Here is a 22,468-nt window from a genome sequence, read left to right as displayed (position 1 = left end):
GCTCTCGACTGAGACAGATGTCAATTATCGGAATGTATTTGTGTGCGGTACCGTACACCCCGAACAATGACCAGTTTCTCGAGGCGAACCGTCGTCGCAACTGGGTGTGCGTTGTCGGGTCTACTTGCCGGCTGTCTCGGCGACGTTACTGGACCGAGTGACGGGTCGGACGACGAGTCGACCGACGACGACTCCGAAGCGAACGATGGCGAATCGGGCCCGCTAGCCGACGCCGTCACGACCGACGGCGAAGTCGACTATCCCGCGTTCGTCGACGACGACGTGACCGTCGACGAAGACGCAGGCCGGCTCGAGTACGCCGAGCCGGATGTGGAGTTCGTGCTCGAGGCCATCGTCGAAGACCAGGTTCCGACGGACGACGAACTCCGGATCGGTCGCGATCTCTCATCGGAGACGATGGCGGCGTTTATCGCACCGGCATTCGACGACGACGAGTTCACGTATCACGTGTTCGCGAACGCGACGTTCGTCGAGTACGCCGACTGGTACGCAGCGTTTTCCGACGGTAACAGCGTGGTCGACGGCCGGCACGTCAGCTTCGACGAACTGCAACACGGCGTCTCCCATCTCTCTCTGACACCTCCGGATGCTGCCACCGTCACTGGGATCGTCGACGGCGATTTCGAAGCACCCGAAGCCGACGACGCGGAGACGACCGGTGTGGCTATCGCGAAGCACCAACCGGAGACGACGCCGCAGGCGACGTTCGAAGTCGATTCCGGATCGACGGACGACCGGACCGTCACCGTCGTCCACACGAGCGGCGACGACCTCGAGACGGCGCATCTCGCTATCGTGGTCGACGGCGAGCGGATCGAGGACCCCTTCGAGAGCGACACGGTCGGTGTCGGCGAGAGGGTGAGGATCGAAGACGTCCCCGACGACGCCGAGTTCGAAATACGCTACGACGATGGCAGTGACGACGTACAGCTATTCTCGACGACGATCGTTCGATAATCGCGTGCCGGGTCGCTGCAGGCCGCCGACTCGAACGCTGTCGTCCTTCGTTCACCCGCGAACCGACCGCGAGAGTCGACGGACAGCCAGAATTATGTGCGTCAACGAACCAGTCACAGCGTGTGATGCGACTCGAGGAGGAGAGTGCGGTCATCCGCGACGCGATTTCGGCCGAGTACGCCGATATCGTCGTCGCCGTCACCGAACTCGGCAGTCCGACGACGCTGCTGGTGCTCCTCGCGGTCCTGTTCTGGTGTGGCAGCCGCCGCCGGAGCGCGCTCGTGATCAGCTACGGCGTCGCCGGACTCGGCTTTATGCTGGCCCTCGAGACGCTGCTCGGACTCCCGCGGCCGCCGGAATCGGTCTATCTCACGTCGATCGACGTCGAGGGCTACGGCTTCCCGAGCGGTCACGCCTTCGCGTCGGTCGTCGTCTACGGCGGACTCGTCTCGGCGTACGACCGACTGCGAGATCCGATCGCACTTTTGAGTGCCGGAGCGCTCGTCGTCGCCGTCTCGCTCTCGCGAGTCGTCCTCGGCGTCCACTACCTCGGCGACGTGGTCGTCGGCGCGATACTCGGCGTCGCTTTCGTTACCACGATGAGCCGTGTCTGCCGCGGCATGCCGACGATCGGCTTTGCGGTCGCCCTCGCCCTCGCGATTCCTGCCGTCTACGTCACCGGCGCAGCCGCGTACGCGATCCTCGCGCTCGGCGCAGCCATCGGCGGGCTACTCACCACGGGCTGGATCGATCGGCTGCCGCGGCTTCGGTCCCGACTCGAGGGGGCCGTACTCGTCGCCGTCGGTATCACGGTTATCGTCGCCCTTCGGATCGTCGAAACGATCGTCGACGTCACGCCACTCCTCGTCGCCCTCTACGCGGTGCTCGTGGCGTGGATCGTGTTCGCCCCTGCGCTCGTCGACCGAGTCGGAGGTACGATCCTCGGGTCTCCAAGGACGGATTCGTGAGACTGCCTCGGATTGACGCCGCGGACGACGTTTCGGACGCGCTCGAGGCGGGAAGCGGGATACTTGTAACACCGGCCGCGACGAACACGCTGTTCGTCGATCGATGAACGGGTATCGGACCGACGGGGGGCCGGTACCTCGGAGTGACCACACCCCCATCAGTTTCGCTCGTTCGTCCTCAACGTCACACCGGTCAGTCTTCGCTATCGGCTTCCGCCCAGAGGGGGTAGAGGTCGTCCTCGACCGGCTCCGTGATCGACGCTCCGTCGAGAACGAGTTCGAACGTCCCTTCGCGGATCGTCCCGATCTCGGCCCCCTCGAGCCCCGCGTCCGCGAGCGCCTCGAGGCAGTCGTCGACCGCGTCGCTCGGAACGGTCGCGAGCAGTGCCCCGGAGCCGAAGATCCGGAGCGGATCGACGTCGGCCGCCTCGCACAGCCGTCTCGTCTCGTCACGAACCGGAACGGCCTCGCGATCGATCTCGAGTCGGACGCCCGAGGCCCGGGCGATCTCGAGTGCGCCGGCCGCGACGCCGCCCTCCGTCGGATCGTGCATCGCGGTCGCGAAGGTCCGGATCGCGCGAGCGTCGGGGGCGACGCTGATCTCCTCGACGAACGTCCGGGCGCGCTCGCAGGTCTCCTCGTCGACCCCGAGTTCGTCGCCGAAATCGGCCGCGAGAATAGCTGTTCCCTCGATCCCTGCAGCCTTCGTCAGAAGAACGCTGTCGCCGGGTTCGGCCCCGCCCGTCGGAACGAACGTCTTGGCCGTCCCCATCGCCGTCAGCGAGAGGATCGGCCGCTCGAGTTGGTCGACGTACTCCGAGTGGCCGCCGACGATCGACGCACCGATGTCGCGCGCGGTGGCGTCGAGATCGCGCGTGATCGCCTCGAGATCGGTCTCCTCGTCGGGGAGCATGATCACGGCGGTCAGCCAGCGCGGATCGGCGCCGGAGGCCGCGACGTCGTTGCAGGCGACGGGGACGGCCAGCGTGCCGACCCCCTCCGCCGCGAGCGAGATCGGGTCGGAGCTGACGACGAGCGTCTCGTCTCCCTCGGAGAGTGCGATCGCGGCGGCGTCCTCGCCGTCCGCCGGTCCCTGCAGGACCGTGTCGTCGTCGGCCGCCGTTCCCGTGCGGCCGAAGACGTGTGCGAGCAGGTCGTCCGGACTCACCTTGCCGGGCATACCACGAACTGGGAGGATCTGCGGTTTGTAGCTGTCGGGCCGTCGGCGTCGGTTTGATTATCGCGATGGCGATGCGTCGATTCTTCGTTCGGTAGAGGCGGAGGCGTTACCACTTCGGACCGATCAACCCACGTGCGGTGGCGTGCGCTGAGCCGTGGTGAACGATGAGTGAACCACGGCTCGAATTCGCACGAGGGATGAGGGAGCGAGTTTGCGAGCGACCGAATCGGCTGGGGAGGACGTGGCAATCACCGCTGCCAGCGAGAGCAGAACACTCGTCTTCAGTTCCCGTCGTCTATACTCGAGCGTTCAATAAGCCAATACCGCGTTCACCACCTATCCGGGTCCGAAGGTCGCCATATCGGCACCCACCGTCGCCAGTGCGTCGGCGGGGTTCGGGTCGCTGTCGGCCAGATGCGTGTACCGGTGGACCGGGATGCTCGAGAGCGCCGTCGTCACGGCCTCGCTATACCTCTCGACGCCCGGTTCCGTCGGATCGTCGCCACCCCAGACGTCTCGGATGACCGTCATCGAATCGATGCGGACCTCCACCCTGCGTGGCTCGTAGCGCGCCAACAGCTCGGCGAGCCCGAGCTGGAGGGCGACGTACTCGGCGGTGTTGTTCCCCGTTCGGGAGCCGACAGGTCGGCCGAGGCGGGCGAGTTGGTCCCCCGAAGCGTCGACGATGACAGCGCCCGCCCCTGCGGGGCCGGGGTTCCCGCGTGAACTGCCGTCGACGTAGAGGACAAACGCGTCGCTCGTCGGCTCGGGGATGGGTGGCCGCGTGAGTCCAGACTCGAGGAGGCTCTCGAGTGCGCGACGCAGTTCGGCTGAGGTAGTATCGGGGTCGAACAGACCGCCGTAGCCGGGGACGGCGTCGTCGACGGCGTCGGTGGCGGCCGCTACCTCGTAGCCGACGCCCGCGAGCACCTCGTCTACGAGTGTAGCCAGCGGCGAGCGGTGTTCGGCCGGGAGCGGATCGTTAGTCACGTCACTTCTCCCCTTGAGTTTCGATTCCAGGAACTCACACTCTCGTTCCCGGGTGATCTCGTCGGCTTGTCGCACCACTGCATATCGGATATCGGGGGTCGAGCGGGATAATCCCTTCAGGTAGTGTTAAGAAAAGGATGCTGGATATAGAGCAGTAGTGTAGCACAACGACCCATTTGTTTCGCGCCGAAAGTGATGAACTATCTGCTCACGACACCAGAGTACTTTTACACTCTCGAGTTAGGGATTTTACAGATGCCTGAAAGCACTGCTGAGACGGGAACCCCTCTTTCTTCCATCCACCGAATTCTTGTCGCACTACTCACGATAGCGGGCCTCGCTGGACTCTATTTCGCAGTTGGTGTTCTTTTTGTAGGAAGTGGTCTCGTGGATACTCTGCTTGGTTTCGTTGGATTGGTGGTTGCAAGTTCTGCCGCCTACTGGATTTTTCACCTCTATACTAATTTGAAGAACGCCAAGAAGGACAATGTGTGTGCGGAATGAGACTCCTGTACTGGCGGATCACTAATTCTCGCGGATCTCGTCTCAGTCTATACCGTATCTGTGCCCAGTGTTCAGTACACTCGTTCGAATATCTATCAGCCCAAACAAATCGGCTACTCTCCAATGAGCCCCCTCGAGTGAACGCGAGAGTCAGTTCGGTCGTCGACTATCGAACCCGTGTTACCGGCTACGGAGAGGTATCGTATTCAAATTAGCCGTTACACACCGCCTCGAGTCGTGTTCACGACGACGGCGAGAACCGCTGCGTACGTGTCGACGCGGCCGAGCCCGTCGCGGGTGGACTGCCGATTCCGGCGTCAGGACGCGTCGGGTGCGACGGCTTCCATCGTCTGCTTGACTGTGTCTTCGTCAGCCCCGCGCGGGAAACTGATCGCGATCGAATCGAGCCCCTCGACGGCCTCGTAGGCCTCGAGTTGCTCTCGCGTCTCTTCGGGCGTCCCGAACGCACAGAGATCGTCGAGGATGCTCTCGTCGACCAGTTCGAGCGCGCGCTCGCGATCGCCGTCCTGCCACGCGTCGTGGATCTCGGGAGCCTCCTCGTAGCCCTGGCGCTCTAAGGCGTCGCGGTAGAACGTGCCCATGCCGCCGATGTAGAAGCCGATGTGCTGGCGCGTGAGTTCGCGCGCCCGGTCGGCGTCCTCGAGGGCACAGCAGGTGACGCCGGTCGTGACGTGAACGTCGTCGGGATCTCGGTCCCCGAGTTCCGCACCGCGCTCGATGTCCTCGAGTCGGTCGGCCATTCCGTCGGGCGTAAGCATGATGCCGTGCCAGCCGTCGGCGAAGCGACCGGCGAGTTCGACGGCCTTCGGTCCCATCCCGGTGACCTCGATCGGCGGGGACGGCTCCGGCGCGTCACAGCGCAGCCGGAAGCCCGAGAGCTGAAAGTCATCGCCGTCGTAGTTGACCGGCTCTCCGGAGAGCACCTCGCGGACGATCTCGACGGTTTCGCGGGTTCGCCGGAGCGGGTTGCCGTACTCCATCCCGTGCCAGTTCTCGATCACGACGGGGCCGCTCGGGCCGAGGCCGAGGCGGAACCGACCGTCGGAGACCTCCTGCATCGTTGCCGCCGTCTGGCCTAGCAGGGCCGGCGAGCGCGAGTAGGTGTTGAGGATGCTCGAGCCGATATCGATCGACTCGGTCCGTTCGGCCATCGCGGTCAGGACGACCACGCCGTCTCGGCCCCACGTCTCGGGGAGCCAGGCGCAGTCGTAGCCACCCTCCTCCGCCAGCGTGGTGTAGTCGACGATCGAATCGACGGTCGGTTGGGCCGCGACCGGGAGGTGAACGTCTCTGTCTGTCATCGTCTTTCATAGACGAAACGCGGCCTTTTGGGTGTATGGGAACCGGTGGCGACGGAACGAGCGTTGTTTCGTCTCACTACGAGACATCAAACGACCCGATGTACACGTCGAGAGCGGGAATCACTCCGGGTAGACGGTCACCGACGGAAAGTACGTGTCGTAGAACGCCGTATCGAAGCTAACCAGTCCATCGGTGTCGACGGTCGCGTGACCACCGATGACGAAGTCCGCAGCGATATGCTGACGTGGGGCGAGATCCTCACTGCATTCCTCACAGCGGACCGTCTGCTTCGCTCCGCAGGCTGGGCACTGCAGCCCGTCCGGTCGCCGGTCTGCGTATCGCTGAAATCGTTCACCCGCTCGAATCAAGGCTTCTCGTGACGGCTCGACGAGTTGGATACTGAGATCCTCGAGGAAACGATTCAGGTCCGAAGCGCTGTCGAAGTGGCCATCCGCCGCGAGTTCGGCGTACACGACCGACGTGATAACGACTCGTCCCTCTCGATAGGCGCTCCGAAGCGCCGCCTCGCTGGCGTCGGCATAGTCGTCTTCGTATAAGAGTGCGAGAAGGGCGTTCGTATCGACTGCCGTCGTCACGCTTCGATCCCCGATTCCTCGCCGTTTTCGTCGCTTTCGTTGCGGGGGTACTCACCGCGAAGCCGACGCATTCGTTCGGGCATCGTTTCGTCGCTGTCGGCGCTTCCACGATACTTTTCGAAGGGGTCGTCCCCGTCTGCTGTAGTCGGTTCTTCCTTTCGTATCTCGTAGCCGGAGTCGGTCTCCTCGAAGGTGACCTCGTCGCCGGGTTCGATTCCGAGCGTGTCTCGAATCTCCTTCGGAATCGTGACCTGACCCTTAGTAGTCACGCGTGGCATCTCTTACGTTGAACTACGGAGTAATACCTTATGAGTATTACCCACGCTGTCGTACGGCTGTTTCATCGACGGGAACCTACGATCGAGACGGAAAGGTAATCGACCGAACGGAAACGTACCGTGCTATACGTCTCGCTCTTCGCTGATCTGCGGGACGCCCTGGACGGTGATCGTCTCGCCGACGACGTACGACGAGGCGGGACTGGTGAGGAACTGCGTCACGTCGGCGATCTCTTCGACGGTGCCGATTCGGCGAGCGACTTCTTCGCGATCGATGTTGTCTGCGGAGACGCCCATCTGGCTCTCGACGCCGGGCGTGGCGACGAAGCCGGGGGCGATACAGTTGACGCGGACGCCCTCGTGGGCCCACTCGTAGGAGAGCGTCGTGGTGAGGTTGATGACGCCCGCCTTGGAGGCCCCGTAGGGGCTCATCAGCGGCGAGCCGTGCTGGCCGGCGACGCTCGCGAAGTTGACGACGGTGCCGCCGCCGTCTTTGAGGTGCTCAGCGGCAGCGTGCGTGCAGTTGTACGTGCCGTGGAGATTGATGTCGACGATGGTCTTCCAGCCGTTCTCCGAGACGTCGTCGAAGTCCGCCATGAACGACGCGCCGGCGTTGTTGACCAGCACGTCCAGACCGCCGAACTCCTCGACGGTGGCCTCGACGAGCGCCTCGACGGCCTCGCGTTCGGTCACGTCGCACTCGATCGCCAGCGCCTCGCCGGGGCTGTCGCTCGCGTTGATCTCCTCCGCAACGGGGTCGACGTTCTCCTGTTCGCGCGAGCAGACGACGACGTCGACGCCGTCGGCGGCGAAGCGTTCGGCGATGCCGCGGCCAATTCCGCTCGAGGAGCCGGTGATAATGGCGACGTCGCCGTCGACGCTGAACTGATCGGTGCTCATACGCGGTCACCTGCGAACCGGTGGTGGGTTACCATTGTTAGATCCATCCGGACATATGAAGACACTGTTAATAAAGATGGGCGTCGGTACCGAAGAGCGTAGGATTAAGTGAGTGGCAACCGCTGGCACAGATACACGGACAGCGACGGGCTCACATCGACTATCGGCACGGATTGCCCGTCGCCGGAGCATCCATGACAGACGACACTCCAGAAGACACCCCACAGTACGGACCGAAGCGACAGCAGGACGTGTATCGAAAGGGCATGCTCGAGGGGCAACCCCCCGAGTTTCCGGTCGCCTACGAGGAGCTGGTCGAGCGCGCCCGCGAGAAACTGAGCGACGAGGCGTTCGCCTACGTCGCCGGCGGGGCCGGCTCGGAGTCGACGGTGCGAGCCAACGACCGGGCGTTCGACGACTGGCAGATCGTTCCCCGGATGATGCGGGACGTCTCGAGTCGCGACCTCTCGATCGAACTCTTCGGCCGCGAGTATCCGGCCCCGGTCATGCTCGCGCCGATCGGCGTTCAGGGCATTCTCCACGGCGAGGCCGAACTCGCCGTCGCCCGCGCGGCGAGCGAGTTCGGGATTCCGATGATCCTCAGTTCGGTCTCCTCCTACACCTTCGAGGAGGTCGCCGAGGAGCTGGGCGAGGACCCCGGCTGGTTCCAGCTCTACTGGAGTTCCGATCGGGATGTCGCGGCCAGCTTCCTCGAGCGCGCCGAAGACGCCGGCTACGAGGCCGTCGTCGTCACCCTCGACACGCCGAAGATGGGGTGGCGCGAGCGCGACATCGAACTCGGCTATCTTCCCTTCCTGCAGGGCCAGGGCCTCAAGAACTACTTCGAGGATCCGGCCTTCTGCGACCGACTTGAGGGCGACGATCCGTGGGCCGACCCCGAGGCGTCGATCGAATCCTGGAGCGAGTGTTTCGGCGACGCCTCGCTCACCTGGGACGACCTCGAGTGGCTGGACGAGCAGACGGACCTCCCGGTCCTCGTCAAAGGGATCCTCCACCCCGACGACGCCCGCGAGGCGGTCGAGCGCGGCGTCGACGGCCTGATCGTCTCGAATCACGGCGGCCGACAGGTCGACGGCGCGCTCCCCGCGCTCGAGGCGCTGCCGGACGTGGTCGACGCCGTCGACGACGCGACCGACGAAGACGAGGACGTCCCGGTCCTCTTCGACAGCGGAATCCGCCGCGGGAGCGACGTCTTCCGCGCCGTCGCACTCGGTGCCGATGCGGTGTTGCTGGGACGCCCGTACGCCCTGGGACTGGGAATCGGCGGCGAGGACGGCGTTCGGGCGGTCCTCGAGAACCTGCTCGCCGACGTCGACCTGACGGTCGGGCTCTCGGGCTGTGCGAGCATCGACGAGGTCGATCGGTCGAACGTACGGAGGGCAGACCGGTGAGCGGCGACGACCGAGAGAGCGACGGAGGAAGTGGCGGCGAGGCCGACGCGACCGACACCGCGGCGTGGGACGCCGTCTTCTGGGACATCGGCGGCGTCATTCTCGAACTCGAGTCCGTCCAGGCCGCCCACGCCGCCTTCGTCGAAGAGTTGGTCGAGGACCACGACCTCGAGCTGTCAGTCGAGGAAGCCGTCGATACGTGGCGAACGGCCGTCGGAACCCACTTTCGCGAGCGCGAGGGCACCGAGTTCCAGTCGGCCCGCGAGGCCTACGCGGTGGGTGTCGAGGCGCTCGTCGGCGAGGACCTCCCGCGCGAGCGGTGGGTCCCAGATTTCGAGCGACACGTCGAGTCGTCGATCGAACCGATTCCGGGCGCGGTCGAGACGATTGAGGAACTCGCTCGGCGCGATATCCACGTCGGCGTCGTGAGCGACGTGGACGACGACGCGGGCAAGGAGATGCTCGAGCGCTTCGGCGTCCGCGAACAGTTCGACTCGATCACCACCTCCGAGGAGGTAGGGCGGACGAAACCCGATCACGCGATGTTCGAGACCGCGCTCGCAAAGGCCGACGCCGCGCCCGAGCGGTCGCTGATGATCGGCGACCGCTACGACCACGACGTGAAAGGCGCCGACGAGATGGGCATTCACGGCGTCGCCTTCGGCGCCGATGACGGCCCTGCCGTGGCGTATCGGATCGAGTCGCCCGAGGAGGTGCTCGAGATCGTCGAACGCGAGCAGCCGAATAGCTGAGGGGCGGACTCGGAGCGGGATTCGACTCGAGGCGGCGGCGACCGATACCCAAACCCTTTTTTGGATATTTTGCGACGGAAGAGATAATATGGGGGCCAACGCCGACGGCGAGCCCGTCGACACCGAGGAGGCGATCATGCAAGCCACGTACCGTGCGCTCTGCAAACACGGCTACGCGAACCTAACGATGCAGGCGATCGCCGACGAGTTCGACAAGACGAAAGGTGTCCTCCACTACCACTACGACACCAAGGAGGCCCTGCTGGTCGCGTTCCTCGAGTATCTGCTCTCGGCGTTCGAGCAGAACATCGCCGTCGAGGGCCGCGGCGACCCCGACGAGCGCCTCGAGGCCCTGATCGACACGCTGCTGTTCGGCCCGCCCGAACGCGGAACGTTCGACCACTGGGAACTGACGACCGCGATGCTCGAGGTGCGCACGGAGGCCCCGCACAACGACGAGTTCTGCCGGCAGTTGAGCCGCAACTACGAGACCGTCGAGGCGACCGTAATTGCGATCGTCGAGGAGGGGATCGAACAGGGCGTCTTCCGCGACGTCGATCCGGAGCAGGTCGCGACGCTGCTGCTGGCGAGCATCAACGGCTCGCGGATCTATCAGGTGACCCTCGAGCGCGACGACGTCGCGGAGATCACTCGAGCGAGCCTTCGGGCGATCCTCCGGGAGTGGCTCTATCGCCCTGATTCGACCGACGAAGCCCACTGAGGAACAGTGGACGGTTTGGCGTGCTGTACGCCGATCCATGGCTCAGTACGCTCCGCCGAGTCGGATTGTGTCGATTCGCCGGCGCTACTCGGACTCCCGCGGGTCTCGGTCCTCACCGATCCAGTTCTCCGTGACGTCCTCGAGTGACTCGCCGATCTTGTGTCCCCGATAGCCGAAGATATCGTCCGCGCCGTCGGCGGACATGATGATCGGCCAGAACGGCTCGTCGGCGGTCAGCTCCTCCCCGTCGACGGTCGCGTAGACGGTGCCCTCGGGAACGCGTTCGAAGTTCTCGACGTGTACCTCGTACGACTCTCCGTCGGGTTTCGGAACGGGCTCGCCCATGTGGAAGAAGTCCGGATCGGCCTCCGGTGGGTCACCGGGGAGCGCGTCCACACGCTGGAGGAACGCGCGAGCCTGATACTCGGCCGAATCGGCCGTCTCCTCGGAGTTCTCCGCGGCGAGTTCGATCTCGACGGTGAAGCCGCACGTCGTGATCGTGTGCTCGTTCACCCCCCAGTGATCGACGACGTGCGGAACCGGGAGCTCCGAGGCCAGTTCGAACTCGCGCTCCTGGGCGCTGTGTATCAGCGCGAACGGCGTGGGCCCGGCCTCGGTACCGTGCAGCGAGAGCGACGTGCGGCCCTCGACCAGCTCGCAGAGACGGGCGGCGATGCGTTCCTCTCGATCGCCGTCCGGATCGCCGGGAAACACGCGGTTGAGGTCCGAGTCGAGGTAGCGTTCGCCGGCTTCGATGGCGGCCGGATTAGCGAGGACGAACGCGACGCCGCGCTGGAGGTCGAGGTCGGCCTCGCGCAGGCGTCGCACCGCGCGGATACCGCTCATCTCGTCACCGTGGACGCCGGCGACGACGACGACCTCGGGCTCTCCCGGTCCCCGAAGGGTCACGTCGAGCGGACCGAAATCCTCGTCTGTTGTACTCATTCTAGTGTCAACTACTGTAGTCGACAGTCGGTAAAGACGCCGGTGCTTGCGTCTGTCGAAGAATTGAATACTGCTTCGACGGCCGTTCAATCGGCGTGTTCCGACGTTCGACTCGACGCGCGCGCCGACTCCTCGAGCGCTTGCAGGTTCGGGAGGAATCGGCCGGTCTCCCGGTAGACGCCGCCGAGCAAGATTGCGCCGGCGACGACGGGGAGTACCGCACAGGCCACGTAAATCGGCCAGAAGCCGAAGAGATCGACGAGCGGGAGGGAGACGATCGGGCCGAGTCCGCCGCCGATGTCCCCGAGGACGTTGTTCGTCCCGACCGCACGCCCCATCCGCTCGTCGGGGGTGAGGTCGGCGAGCAGCGCCATCAGCGGACCGCTCGTCCCGCCCTGACCGGCGCCGATCAGCAGACACGCAACCGTGAGCGTAACGACCGAGTCGGCCATCGCGAGCATGATGAAGCCGATGAATGACGTGGCGAGGAACACCAGCAGCGTCGGAATCCGCGACTCCGTCCGGTCGCTGACGTAGCCGCCGAGGAACATGAAGACGCCGGCGGCGACGACCGTGACGGCCATGAAGATCCCCGACGACGCCTGCGCGTCGAAGCCGAAGACGCTGAGATCGTTCCGGTCGAGAAAGAGCACCAGCGTCGCGAACAGCGCGCCGATGTAGGCGAACAGCACCGCGAAGTTCACCAGTCCAACGGTCAGCGCCGGAACGCTCGTATCGACGTCCCACGGCGAGACCGAGCGATGTTCGTCGCCCTCGATGTGAGTCTCGGGGATCGTCGCGTAGGCGATCACGCTCGCGAGGACGGCGAACAGCGTCGCGACGACGAACGCCGAGACCGTCCCCGAGAGCTCGCTGATGAGCCCGCCGATGACGACGCCGCACGGAAATCCGAAGAGGACGCCGCCGCGGATGAGTCCCATGTTCGCGCCCCGCGAACTTCCGTCGCTGACGTCGGACGCGATCGTGTACGCGGTCGCGAAGACGGCCGCGCTGCCGACGCCCCAGATGATCCTCGAGCCGAGGAACCACGCCGCGGGAATATCCGGGAGGAACCATAGTTCGGGCCGTGCCGAAATCATGGCGACGACGTAGCCGAACGTCGCGACGGACTGGACGATCATCCCGGCGACGAACGGTTTGCGCGTACCGACGCGGTCGACGAGCACGCCGGCCGGCGCGTTCGCGAACAGCCGAGAGAACCGGTTCGCGCTGAGGATGAGTCCGACGAGAAACGGCGAGATGCCGAGGACGATGCCGAGGTTCGGCAGAATCGGGAAGATCACGCCGCCGCCGAAGCCGACGAAGAACGTACTGAGGATAACCGCGCCGATTACGACGGAGTGACTCGTCTCCGCGCCGCTCACGGCGTCTCGCAGTCGCCGAATGGGGTTTTTCGAGCCCACGGCGCTACGACCCGCGCCCGTCGGTTTCGTTCGCTCGATCAGCGAGACCTCGACGATCGGTCGGCCTCGAGTTGCTGGGGCCGTCGCTGCGTTTCTTCGTCACTTGACTAACCAGTTAGTCAGTTCCGCTCAAAAGGGTTTGGGATGACGATGGTCGTGTGCAGCGCACTCACTGATCACTCGTTCGACCGACCGGTCGAAGCTGTCAGTGCCTCAACTGCGGACCGTCGCTGAAGCCAGGCTGAACGCGCGTACCCAACGTGTCGTGATCCACACGCAGACGGTCGAAGCAGTAGTACGATAGAGACAACTCGTGTGAGAAAATTGTCACCAGCTAACGTCCCAACGATGTTAGACTAAATTACACCCAAAACTACTTTCGTTAAGCAGAGAAGTAATGGTACCGTACACCATCAGTACGAACCAGCGTTCGAGAGACGACACCACAGTCGTCCGATCGGACGGAGTTCACCAGCCACTATGAGCGATAACTACTACGAACGTCTCGTCGACGAGGACGCGCTCGCCGCGCACCTCGAGGAGCACCTCGGCGAGGCGGACGACTACGACGTCGAGCGGCACCAGGAAGGGCATTCGAACGAAACGCTGTTCGTCACGTGGGGTGACCGCGAACTGGTCATCCGCCGGCCGCCGCCGGGCGAGACCGCCGACACGGCCCACGACGTCATCCGGGAGTACAGCGTCATGAACGCGGTCGCAGACACCGACGTTCCCGTCCCAACTCCGGTGCTCGCCTGCGAGGATCACGACATTATCGGCAGCGACTTTTACGTGATGGATCGACTCGAGGGCGACGTGCTTCGGGAGGACGAACCGGAGCGGTTCGCCGCGCCCGAACAGCGCGAGCGAATCGGCGAGGAACTCGTCGACACGCTGGCGAAGATCCACCGACTCGACTACGAGGAGATCGGTCTCGGCGAGTTCGGCCGGCCCGCCGGCTACACGCAACGGCAGGTCGACCGCTGGGGTAAACAGCTCTCGTGGGCGTTCGAGGTCACCGAAGACGAGCGGGAAGTTCCCGTCCTCCACGAGGTCGGTGACTGGCTCCGGGACAACGTACCCGAAGAGCATCCACACACGCTCGTCCACGGCGACTACAAGCTCGACAACGTCATGTTCGCGCCGGGCACGCCGCCGGAACTGATCGCCGTCTTCGACTGGGAGATGTCCACCCTCGGCGACCCGCGCGCCGACCTGGGCTGGATGCTCTCCTACTGGCGCGACGCGAAGGACCCCGAGCCGTCGATCCCCGAACTCACCACGCGCTTTATGGAGCAAGAGGGGTACTCCAGCCGAGCCGAGCTCGTTGAGCGCTGGGAGGACCTCACCGGACTCGAGTTTGAGCACGAGCGGTTCTACCGCACGCTCGCCGTCTACAAGCTGGCGGGTCTCGGCGAGATGTTCTTCCGACGGTATCTCGAGGGCAACAGCGACAACCCGATGTATCCGAAAATGGAGGAGCGCGTGCCGGCGCTGGCCGATCGCGCGAAGCGGATCATCGACGGCGACGAGCCGCTGTAACGGGCTTTCGAGCGAATACCCGGCATTCGTTATACGGCCGACGCTACTCGAGCGAACGCAGCGAACGCTGTTGGCGCGCTGAACCGCGACCCCGTCGCGGTTCGAATCGCGAGGGATGAGCGAACGAAGTGAGCGAATCGGTTGGGGAGGGCGTGGCAATCCCTAGTGGCCAGCTCGAGTTCGAATTAGCTGTTCCTGTCCCCTCAATCATAGCGGCTCTTGCTGGAGTACTCGAAGTCTCAGATACGTTTTGCGACCATGGCAACGGGGACTTCCACGTCCTCCCCAGCCGACTCGCTCGCTTACGGGTCGTCCTACCCGTTCACTCGCTCATCCCTCACGCGAGATCGTCGGCCAACCTCACTTTCGTTCGGCAGCCGACAGCGCGTGCCACCGCAGAGCGGTTTTTCAGTATTCGATCTGCCCAGGAATCGATATCGTTCGTTTCATCCTACCAGAGTCCGCTCATCCTGATCAGCATCCGTTACGATATCGGGGAATAAACTCGAGTCATCATTACCGAAGTTCACCGAAAACCCGAGGAGACGTACGAGCGGAACAACCGGAAACAACGTGCTTAACATTGCTAATTCGCTGTCGGTGGTATTAAGATGATCCCGGTAGACCACACGACCATGTCACTGGACAGCATCGACCGCGTCGCCGTGCTGGGCGCGGGCAACATGGGGCACGGGATTACCGAAGTGACCGCGATGGCCGGCTACGACGTCACGATGCGCGACATCAAAGACGAGTTCGTCGAGGACGGCTACGAGTCGATCGCCTGGAGCTTAGAGAAACTCGAGGAGAAGGACCTGATCGACGAGACGGCCGACGAGGTCCTCTCCCGGATCGAGACGACGACCGACCTCGAGGCGGCCGTTTCCGACGCCGACCTCGTCATCGAGGCCGCGCCGGAGAACCTCGACCTGAAACACGACATCTTCAGCGACCTCGAGGCGTACTGCGACGAGGAGACGCTGCTCGCGACGAACACCTCGAGTCTCCCGATCTCGGACATCGCGGAGGCCGTCGACACGCCCGAGCGCGTGCTCGGCCTGCACTTCTTCAACCCGCCGGTCAAGATGGACTTAGTCGAGGTCATCTACGGCCAAGACACCAGCGACGAGGCGGCCGAAGCCGGCTACGAGTGGGTCGAGTCGATCGACAAGACGCCGATCTACGTCCGCAAGGACGTCCGCGGCTTCGTCGTCAACACCATCGTCGGCCCCTTCGGCGGCGAACCCGCGTTCATGGTCTCGGAGGGCGAGGCGACGATCCGGGAGGCCGACGCCACGATGGCCCACGAGCGGGGCTACCCGATGGGGCCGTTCGAACTCGCCGACCTCACCGGCATCGACGTCGGCTACCACGTCCGCAAGGAGGGCGGCAGCCCGATCCCGCCGATCACGGAGGAGAAGGTCGAAGCCGAGGAGCTCGGCCAGAAGACCGGCAAAGGCTTTTATGACTACGAGGACGGCGACGGCGCCGACTACCAGCCCGACGACGTCGACGACTTCGACTGGCTGCGCGTCGAGGCTCGCATGATCAACCGCGCCGCGTTCCTCGTCGGTGAGGGCGTCGCCACACCCGAAGAGGTCGATACGGGCGTCCAGCTCGGACTCGGCTTCCCCGAGGGCATCTGCCGCCGGGCCGACAAAATCGGTCTCGACAGAGTTCTCGAGAAACTCGAGACGCTGTACGAGGAGACCGGCTCCGACCGCTTCGAGCCACACCCCTACCTCACGGAACTCGTCGAGGAGGCCGGCGAAGGCTTCTACGAGTATGACGGCGACGACGGTGGACTCGACTCCTATCACGATCTCAACGCCACCCTCGAGGACGGCGTGCTGCGAGTCGAACTCGACCGGCCGTCTCGCATGAACGCCCTCTCGGGCGACCTGCTCGAGGAGATAGACGACCTGTTCTCGTCGGTCGACACCGACGAGGTTCGGTGTGCGGTAATCGAGGGTGCGGGCGACCGCGCGTTCAGCGCCGGTGCGGATATCTCCGGCTTTAGCGGCGTCGAACCGACCGACTTGATGGACGTCACGCCGGCCTTCGAGACGGTCAACGACTTCCCACGGCCCGTTGTCGCGAAGGTCGACGGCTACTGTCTCGGTGCCGGACTCGAGCTCGCACTGGCCTGCGATCTGCGGCTCGCGACCGAGCGCTCGGAGTTCGGCGCTCCAGAGATCAATCTCGGCCTGATCCCCGGCGGCGGCGGTACTCAGCGACTCCTCCGCGTCCTCGGCGAGACTCGCGCGAAAGAGATGGTCTTCCGCGGCGAGCACATCGACGCCGACCGCGCCGAAGACTGGGGCCTGATCAACCGATCCGTCGACCGCGAGAAGTTCGACGAGACCGTCGACGAGTTCGTCGACGACCTCCGCAACGGCCCGCCGATCGGCCTCGAGGTCGCCAAGAAGGTCATGAACGAGGGCGAAGACGCGAGCCTCGAAGCCGCCCTGACCATGGAGAGCCAGGGCTTCGGGCTCCTGACCAGCACGGACGACGTGCTCGAGGGCACCATGGCCTTCGCCGAGGATCGCGAGCCCGAGTTCGAAGGCGAATAAATGTCGCCGGAACCCGAATCGGAGCCGAAATCGGAGCCGTCGACCGACTGGCCCGAGTGGGCATCGTTCGTCGAGCGCCACGGCTATCTGTCGTGGCTCGACATCAGCGTCGACCAACTCGAGGACGGGACGGCCGTCCTGACCATCGACCACGACGAGGAGTTCGAGAATCCGGTCGGAAACGACGGCTACAATCCGGTCCACGGCGGCATCGTCGCGACCCTGATCGATACCGCCAGCGCGTTCGCGCTGCGGACGACCTTCGAGAAGCCGAGTCAAGCACGCCTGACGACGACCGATCTGAACGTCTCGTACCTCCGCCCGGCGACGGGTAATCTCCGCGCCGAAGCGTCCGTAGTGCGGGCCGGCGGGACGACCGGTGTCACCGAGGTCTCCGTCACCGGCGCCGACGGCGAGGCGGCCGTCGGTCGGACCACGTATCGACTGTTTCGGGACAGAGACGTGGACGAGAACGAGACGTAGCCGACTCGGATCCCGGGCGTTTCCTTTCGGGGACGATGCTCGAGCGTGACGGGGCGTCCTATTCGGACTGTTCTTCCCGTAGGCCCTCGTAGATTCGCGGATCCGTCCGGAACTTCAACACGTTGTGGACCGACGAGTTTCGGATGTTCGCGATCACGTCGCCGTGTTCCTTGTAGCAGTTGTGGATCCACTTCGAAATCTGTTCGGAGCCGCGGAACATCATGACGGTTTTCCACTGATACTCGCCGTCCGAGAGGAAGAAAAACAGGGTGTGTTTGTCTTCTTTGATGTGTGTCATCGCGTCTCGCCAGCTGTCGGCGAAGTGTTCGGTGTTGAACTTGAACTCGAACAGCGCGAAGGTATAGTACTCTTCGTTGGGGATAATCGCCTCGCGAAAGACGCCTTCGTCGCGCATTCGGCGGATCGATTCGCTAACGGTAACGTGTGAGACGTCGATGTCGTACTCGGATTTGAGCACGCTCGTCAGCTCCCGCGAGGAGAGCTGTGGATCGTCCGAGAGCTCACACAAAATGGCGATATCGCGGTCTTTAAAGTCCCAGTTCGGCGATTCGTCGTCGGTCATGCTATCGTCTCCATCTGTGATCTCTGAGTGTGCAGTCGTTCAATCCAGACCGTCTGAGAACCGATCGCCGCAGGCGGCCGGTCCCGGTCGTGGTTCTATCCGTGTCACATCCCCGATTGGATTTCCATTGTAAAGTTGTTTTGGATGGGTTTCGAGGTGTACATCGGACCCTCCGCTACCACACTCTCGTAGAACATTCCCGAATAGCTATATGTTCTTGCATTGGGTGGTAACCCATATACTAAGAGTACGGTCAGTTTCCCGCCTCTCGACTTCTATGGTACCATGTGCTCGAAGCGTCCGTGACCATACAGTAGGATGGTTTTCCGACACAGGTGAGTAAATGGGGTTATGTTGGACGAATGTATACTAATACCCATTATTTAATTCAGTACATGGTCATATGTCCCGAGTTCAATACTCTCTTCCGTTCATCATTTCACGAATTCACCTTGCCCCCGGGAGACATATGTGATTTTCTAACTCTCTTGACTCTGCTAAATACCAGATACCATATCACTCTGTGTATTTGTCTGTCATGGGTTACCGATGTCATCAAGTGAGGTTCTACCAGTCAACAAATGATATTTTATTGATAAAGAGTCGAGCCGCGGAGCGAGAAGGTATCCGCGTTCTTACCCGACACAACTGCCTCGAGTGCCCACTCGTCCAATCGAACTGATCGTGAAATCGTCGGTTGTGAACAGTCGTCGTGAAAGTACGAGGCGAAAGCCCGCCCGAAAGGGCGGGAAGATAGCACAGTCGGATAGACCATACCGATGGCTCTCCCGGATCGTGACCGCACGGCCTCGTCGGTCACGTCACGTGTGTCACTCCCTTCGCTTGATGAGGAACTTCATATCGCCCTGGAAGACGACGGTATCGTCCTGATTCGTCATTTCGGTGTCGAGGATGACGATCCCCGCCTCGTCGTGATCGACGTCTTTTGTCTCGCTGACCTCCATCTCGAGCGAGATCGTATCCCCGATGTACACCGGATTCGGGAGATCCATGTAGTTCATGCCGAGGAACGCGTACGCCGTGCGCTCGACGATTCCGGACCGGTAGACGAAGCCGGTCGCGTGGACGAACGTCATCGGACCGTGGGCGATTCGGCCGTCGAAGGGGCCCTCCTCCGCGTACTCCTTGTTGGTGTGCAGTTCCGTCCAGTCGCCGGCCAGTGCCGAGTGCATGACGAAGTCGGATTCGGTGACGGTTCGGCCGACGCTCTGGAACTCTTGACCCTCCTCGAAGTCTTCGAAGTGATGTGGCTCGTAGCTGTATGCCATATGTGGACATCCCAATCACGGTACAAATAGTTTACTTCGACGACGAGAATCGGAGATCCGGCGCAGGATTGATGACGCGTCTCCGTTCGAATCGGCAGCGGACGCCACTCACTCGACCGTCGTCGCGACTATCGGTGGTCGTAAACGCGCTTTACCTTCCCGACTTCCGTCCGTTCGATGCTGTCCGGATCGACGATCTCCAACTCGTCCGGCGTAAACGAGAGGACGTTCGACAGGCGAGTGAGGATGCGGTCGCGGAGGTCTTCGACGTCGCCGTCGAACTCGGGTTCGAGCTCGATCGTGAGCTCGAGGGTGTCCAGGTTGTTCTCGCGATCGAGGTCGATGCGGTAGTAGGGGGCAACCGCGTCGAACTCGAGGACGACGTCTTCGATCTCGCTGGGGTAGAGGTTGACGCCGCGGACGATCAGCAGGTCGTCGGCGCGACCGGTGACGTTGTCCATCCGGACCATCGTCCGTCCGCACTCACACTCGTCGTAAGTCAGCGTCGTGAGGTCGCCGGTGCGGTACCGAAGCGCCGGCAGGGCCTCCTTCGTGAGCGTGGTCAACACGAGTTCGCCCTCCTCGCCTTCGGGAAGCACCTCGCCGGTCTGGGGGTCGATCACTTCGGGATAGAAGTGATCCTCCCAGATGTGCAGGCCCTCCTGAGCTTCGTGGCACTCGTTGGAGACCCCGGGACCGATGATCTCCGACAGCCCGTAGATGTCGATGCCGGTCACGTCGAGTCGCTCCTCGATCTCCTCGCGCATCGGATCTGTACAGGGTTCTGCACCGAAGATCACCGTCGACACCGGGAGCTCTTTGATGTCGATTCCCATTTCCTCGGCCGTCTCCGCGAGGTACAGCGAGTACGACGGCGTACAGGTGAGGACGTCGCTCTCTAAGTCCTGTAACAACTCCACCTGTCGTTGGGTCTGCCCGCCGCCGATCGGGATCACCGTCGCGCCGAGTTCCTCGATTCCGTAGTGGAGCCCGAGGCCGCCCGTGAACAGGCCGTAGCCGTAGCCGTTCTGGACCGTATCTCCCGGCTCGACTCCCGACGCGGCGAGACAGCGAGCGACGACTTCGCTCCACACGTCCAGGTCGCTCTGGGTATAGGAGACGATCTTGGGTTTGCCGGTGGTCCCCGAGGAGGCGTGAATCCGCCGGAGTTCGTCGTCGTCGACAGCGAACAGGCCGTCCGGGTACTCGGCACGGAAATCCTCTTTCGTGGTAAACGGGAGCGTCCCGATATCGTCGACCGTTTGCACGTCCTCGGGTGCGACGCCCGCTGCGTCGAGTTCCTCGCGGTAGTAGTCGACGTTCTCGTAGGCGTGGCGCACCGTTTCACGGAGCCGTTGGTTCTGCAGCTCTCGAATCTCCGTTCGAGGGGCTGTCTCTATCTGCTTATAACTCATCCTCACTCGACAATCCGGAGCGCCTCGACAAAAATCATGTGGTATGCACACGTGTCACTGATTACCACCGGGGGTGATAGAACGCGGCCGGTCGAGCGCTCGAGGTCGATTCCGAGAGGACGCGCGAACGCCGTATAACGCCGTCAGAACTCGACTGCAGCGGTGTCGACCGAAACATCCGCGTTATACGACGACCATCAGCGGGTCGCCGCCGGTCAGGTCGGTCGCTCCGCGGGCGGTAACTGAACCGTCTCGACGATCGGTTCGTCGAACGACAGTCGCATTCGGAGATCGTTTCCGTTGCGCTCGACCGTCTCGAATCCCATGCGGTGGTAGACGTGGACGGCCCGTTCGTTCGCTGCATCGACATCCAGCACGAGCGCCTCGTGTCCGGCGTCAGCAGCGGCAGCGATAACGTGCCGACAGAGTTCACTCCCGATTCCGCGATCGTGGACGGCCGGATCCACGAACACGACGAACTGGGGTTCGACGCTCGAGCGTGGCGAGTACGCTGCGTGGCCGATAACGCGGCCTCCGCGGACGGCGACGACGGTGAAGCCCCGTTCGAGCAGCCGCTCGATCCAGTCTTCGATCCGAGCGCGCGTGGCCGGCGGGATTCCCATCGAACGGTGGCGCTGGGGGTAGTCGACGTACATGGAAACGAGGTCCTCGAACCGCGAAGCCGAGTACGGTTCGACGAGGACGGGGTCGCCGCGTTTATCGATAAACCGGGGACAACGCGGCGGACAGCCCTCGGTTCCCGTACAGTTCGCCGGATCCCACGCGGAGCAGGTGTCGGTCGTCATGGGCGTTCACACTCGAACAGTGGTGTCGAAACCACATCACGGTCGACCCGTGTATTTACGGCGTTTATAAGCAACCGAAACGCGAGTAGCTCGAGAACCTCGAGAACCAAACGGCTACCGACGTCGGTGTTCGAGGTGCTCAGTCAGCTGTCACTCGCCCGGGCTGACGGTGACCACCGGCCTGTCGGTTCCGAGGATAACCGACTGAGTGACGCTTCCGAAGACGACTTTACCCGTCGGCGACCGTTTGCGTCCGGAGAGACAGAGCATGTCGACGTCCAGTTCGTCGGCGACCGCAATTAGCTCCGGCGCCGGTTCGCCGCTCGCTTCGTAGTACTCGTAGTCGATACCGTATTCGTCGAACGCCGCGGCCGCGTGGCGAACGCCGTCGAGTTGTGGTATCGACCGTCCTTCGGGGTTGTCCTGGAACACGTGCATGAGTACGGCCGTGATCTCGTCGTTCGCCCCCGGAAGCGATTCGATCATCGACGCCTGTGCCATCGCTCGGTCTTCGTCGGTTTCGACACCGACCAGTATCCGATACATAGAACGGTACTTGTGTGCATCTCACATAACGTTCCGGTCTCGTTCCCACACACTGGGCCGGCCCAATGGAATCGGTGCCGTACGTCGGCGGGCGCGATTGTACGCGAAAGCGAATAGTCAGCGTCCGCCGGCTATCGGGGGTGAACTCGCACAAGTCGTCTAATCGATCGTCACGAGAACCAGTCCGCCGCTCGTGAACAGGATCTGCCTGCCAGACGCGTACGAATCGGTCAGTTGGTATGGTAGAGCGGCTAACG

General features: G+C 63.3%; 22 protein-coding genes. 9 read left to right on the top strand and 13 right to left on the bottom strand.

Annotation, left to right across the window (positions count from 1 at the left end):
* The first annotated feature begins 66 nt into the window (after positions 1-66).
* On the top strand, positions 67-978 hold the full coding sequence (locus tag ACSFDB_RS06995; protein WP_440770302.1) for a type IV pilin N-terminal domain-containing protein: 912 nt from the start codon (positions 67-69) through the stop codon (positions 976-978).
* 125 nt (positions 979-1,103) lie between these two features.
* The gene (locus ACSFDB_RS06990; RefSeq protein ID WP_440771088.1) at positions 1,104-1,946 is read left to right on the top strand and encodes a phosphatase PAP2 family protein; all 843 of its coding nucleotides are present in this window, start codon (positions 1,104-1,106) and stop codon (positions 1,944-1,946) included.
* A gap of 193 nt (positions 1,947-2,139) precedes the next feature.
* On the opposite strand, the gene ACSFDB_RS06985 is transcribed toward ACSFDB_RS06990, so the two are convergent.
* Together ACSFDB_RS06985 and ACSFDB_RS06980 are read right to left on the bottom strand one after the other, a co-directional pair.
* Positions 2,140-3,126: an AIR synthase family protein gene (locus tag ACSFDB_RS06985; protein ID WP_440770301.1), complete on the bottom strand. Its 987-nt coding sequence runs from the start codon at positions 3,124-3,126 to the stop codon at positions 2,140-2,142.
* Positions 3,127-3,462: 336 nt separating this feature from the next.
* Positions 3,463-4,116, bottom strand: a complete 654-nt coding sequence (locus ACSFDB_RS06980; protein WP_440770300.1) for a ribonuclease HI family protein — start codon at positions 4,114-4,116, stop codon at positions 3,463-3,465.
* Positions 4,117-4,311: 195 nt separating this feature from the next.
* On the opposite strand from ACSFDB_RS06980, the gene ACSFDB_RS06975 reads away from it, so the two are divergent.
* A complete protein-coding gene (locus tag ACSFDB_RS06975; RefSeq protein WP_440770299.1) occupies positions 4,312-4,620 on the top strand; it encodes a hypothetical protein in 309 nt (102 codons plus the stop codon).
* 317 nt (positions 4,621-4,937) lie between these two features.
* Here ACSFDB_RS06975 and ACSFDB_RS06970 read toward each other — a convergent pair whose 3' ends face one another.
* The 4 genes from ACSFDB_RS06970 to ACSFDB_RS06955 form a co-directional block, all read right to left on the bottom strand.
* Positions 4,938-5,942 carry a TIGR04024 family LLM class F420-dependent oxidoreductase gene (locus ACSFDB_RS06970; protein WP_440770298.1) on the bottom strand — a complete coding sequence of 335 codons (1,005 nt, stop codon included), beginning with the start codon at positions 5,940-5,942 and terminating at the stop codon, positions 4,938-4,940.
* Between the two features lie 120 nt (positions 5,943-6,062).
* Positions 6,063-6,539, bottom strand: coding sequence for a PIN domain-containing protein (locus ACSFDB_RS06965; RefSeq protein WP_440770297.1), 477 nt, complete (start codon positions 6,537-6,539; stop codon positions 6,063-6,065).
* Positions 6,536-6,817, bottom strand: coding sequence for an AbrB/MazE/SpoVT family DNA-binding domain-containing protein (locus ACSFDB_RS06960; RefSeq protein ID WP_440770296.1), 282 nt, complete (start codon positions 6,815-6,817; stop codon positions 6,536-6,538). The genes ACSFDB_RS06965 and ACSFDB_RS06960 overlap by 4 nt, the downstream gene beginning before the upstream one ends.
* 123 nt (positions 6,818-6,940) lie before the next feature.
* Entirely contained in the window at positions 6,941-7,717 is a 777-nt protein-coding gene (locus ACSFDB_RS06955) for an SDR family NAD(P)-dependent oxidoreductase (RefSeq protein WP_440770295.1), read from the bottom strand.
* Positions 7,718-7,911: 194 nt separating this feature from the next.
* On the opposite strand from ACSFDB_RS06955, the gene ACSFDB_RS06950 reads away from it, so the two are divergent.
* The 3 genes from ACSFDB_RS06950 to ACSFDB_RS06940 all read left to right on the top strand — a co-directional run bounded on the left by ACSFDB_RS06950 (position 7,912) and on the right by ACSFDB_RS06940 (position 10,602).
* Positions 7,912-9,129, top strand: coding sequence for a lactate 2-monooxygenase (locus ACSFDB_RS06950; protein ID WP_440770294.1), 1,218 nt, complete (start codon positions 7,912-7,914; stop codon positions 9,127-9,129).
* Positions 9,126-9,881 carry an HAD family hydrolase gene (locus ACSFDB_RS06945; RefSeq protein WP_440770293.1) on the top strand — a complete coding sequence of 252 codons (756 nt, stop codon included), beginning with the start codon at positions 9,126-9,128 and terminating at the stop codon, positions 9,879-9,881. Before ACSFDB_RS06950 ends, ACSFDB_RS06945 begins: the two co-directional genes overlap by 4 nt.
* Before the next feature lie 88 nt (positions 9,882-9,969).
* Complete coding sequence (locus ACSFDB_RS06940) at positions 9,970-10,602, top strand: TetR/AcrR family transcriptional regulator (protein ID WP_440770292.1); 633 nt, start codon at positions 9,970-9,972, stop codon at positions 10,600-10,602.
* 84 nt (positions 10,603-10,686) lie between these two features.
* Here ACSFDB_RS06940 and ACSFDB_RS06935 read toward each other — a convergent pair whose 3' ends face one another.
* Both ACSFDB_RS06935 and ACSFDB_RS06930 read right to left on the bottom strand, forming a co-directional pair.
* On the bottom strand, positions 10,687-11,547 hold the full coding sequence (locus ACSFDB_RS06935; protein ID WP_440770291.1) for a M14 family metallopeptidase: 861 nt from the start codon (positions 11,545-11,547) through the stop codon (positions 10,687-10,689).
* An 86-nt stretch (positions 11,548-11,633) separates the two neighbouring features.
* Positions 11,634-12,932, bottom strand: a complete 1,299-nt coding sequence (locus ACSFDB_RS06930; protein ID WP_440771087.1) for an MFS transporter — start codon at positions 12,930-12,932, stop codon at positions 11,634-11,636.
* A gap of 519 nt (positions 12,933-13,451) precedes the next feature.
* On the opposite strand from ACSFDB_RS06930, the gene ACSFDB_RS06925 reads away from it, so the two are divergent.
* The 3 genes from ACSFDB_RS06925 (at position 13,452) to ACSFDB_RS06915 (ending at position 17,572) form a co-directional block, all read left to right on the top strand.
* The gene (locus ACSFDB_RS06925; protein ID WP_440770290.1) at positions 13,452-14,513 is read left to right on the top strand and encodes a phosphotransferase family protein; all 1,062 of its coding nucleotides are present in this window, start codon (positions 13,452-13,454) and stop codon (positions 14,511-14,513) included.
* A 635-nt stretch (positions 14,514-15,148) separates the two neighbouring features.
* Positions 15,149-17,089 (top strand): 3-hydroxyacyl-CoA dehydrogenase/enoyl-CoA hydratase family protein, encoded by a 1,941-nt coding sequence (locus ACSFDB_RS06920; RefSeq protein ID WP_440771086.1) that lies wholly within the window; start codon positions 15,149-15,151, stop codon positions 17,087-17,089.
* Complete coding sequence (locus ACSFDB_RS06915; RefSeq protein ID WP_440770289.1) at positions 17,090-17,572, top strand: PaaI family thioesterase; 483 nt, start codon at positions 17,090-17,092, stop codon at positions 17,570-17,572.
* Positions 17,573-17,630: 58 nt separating this feature from the next.
* On the opposite strand, the gene ACSFDB_RS06910 is transcribed toward ACSFDB_RS06915, so the two are convergent.
* The 5 genes from ACSFDB_RS06910 to ACSFDB_RS06890 form a co-directional block, all read right to left on the bottom strand.
* Complete coding sequence (locus ACSFDB_RS06910) at positions 17,631-18,155, bottom strand: winged helix-turn-helix domain-containing protein (RefSeq protein ID WP_440764083.1); 525 nt, start codon at positions 18,153-18,155, stop codon at positions 17,631-17,633.
* Positions 18,156-18,985: 830 nt separating this feature from the next.
* Entirely contained in the window at positions 18,986-19,444 is a 459-nt protein-coding gene (locus ACSFDB_RS06905; protein WP_440770288.1) for a MaoC/PaaZ C-terminal domain-containing protein, read from the bottom strand.
* 128 nt (positions 19,445-19,572) lie between these two features.
* Positions 19,573-20,859, bottom strand: coding sequence for a phenylacetate--CoA ligase PaaK (gene paaK, locus ACSFDB_RS06900; RefSeq protein WP_440770287.1), 1,287 nt, complete (start codon positions 20,857-20,859; stop codon positions 19,573-19,575).
* 215 nt (positions 20,860-21,074) lie between these two features.
* Positions 21,075-21,665, bottom strand: coding sequence for a GNAT family N-acetyltransferase (locus tag ACSFDB_RS06895; protein WP_440770286.1), 591 nt, complete (start codon positions 21,663-21,665; stop codon positions 21,075-21,077).
* Between the two features lie 150 nt (positions 21,666-21,815).
* Positions 21,816-22,211 carry a universal stress protein gene (locus ACSFDB_RS06890; protein WP_440770285.1) on the bottom strand — a complete coding sequence of 132 codons (396 nt, stop codon included), beginning with the start codon at positions 22,209-22,211 and terminating at the stop codon, positions 21,816-21,818.
* Positions 22,212-22,468 lie beyond the last annotated feature (257 nt).

Source organism: Natronorubrum amylolyticum, from assembly GCF_052040145.1.
In the GTDB taxonomy this organism is placed as follows: Archaea; Halobacteriota; Halobacteria; order Halobacteriales; family Natrialbaceae; genus Natronorubrum.
The sequence above is the reverse complement of the archived record's forward strand: the minus strand, read 5'-3'. Positions and strand labels throughout refer to the sequence as shown.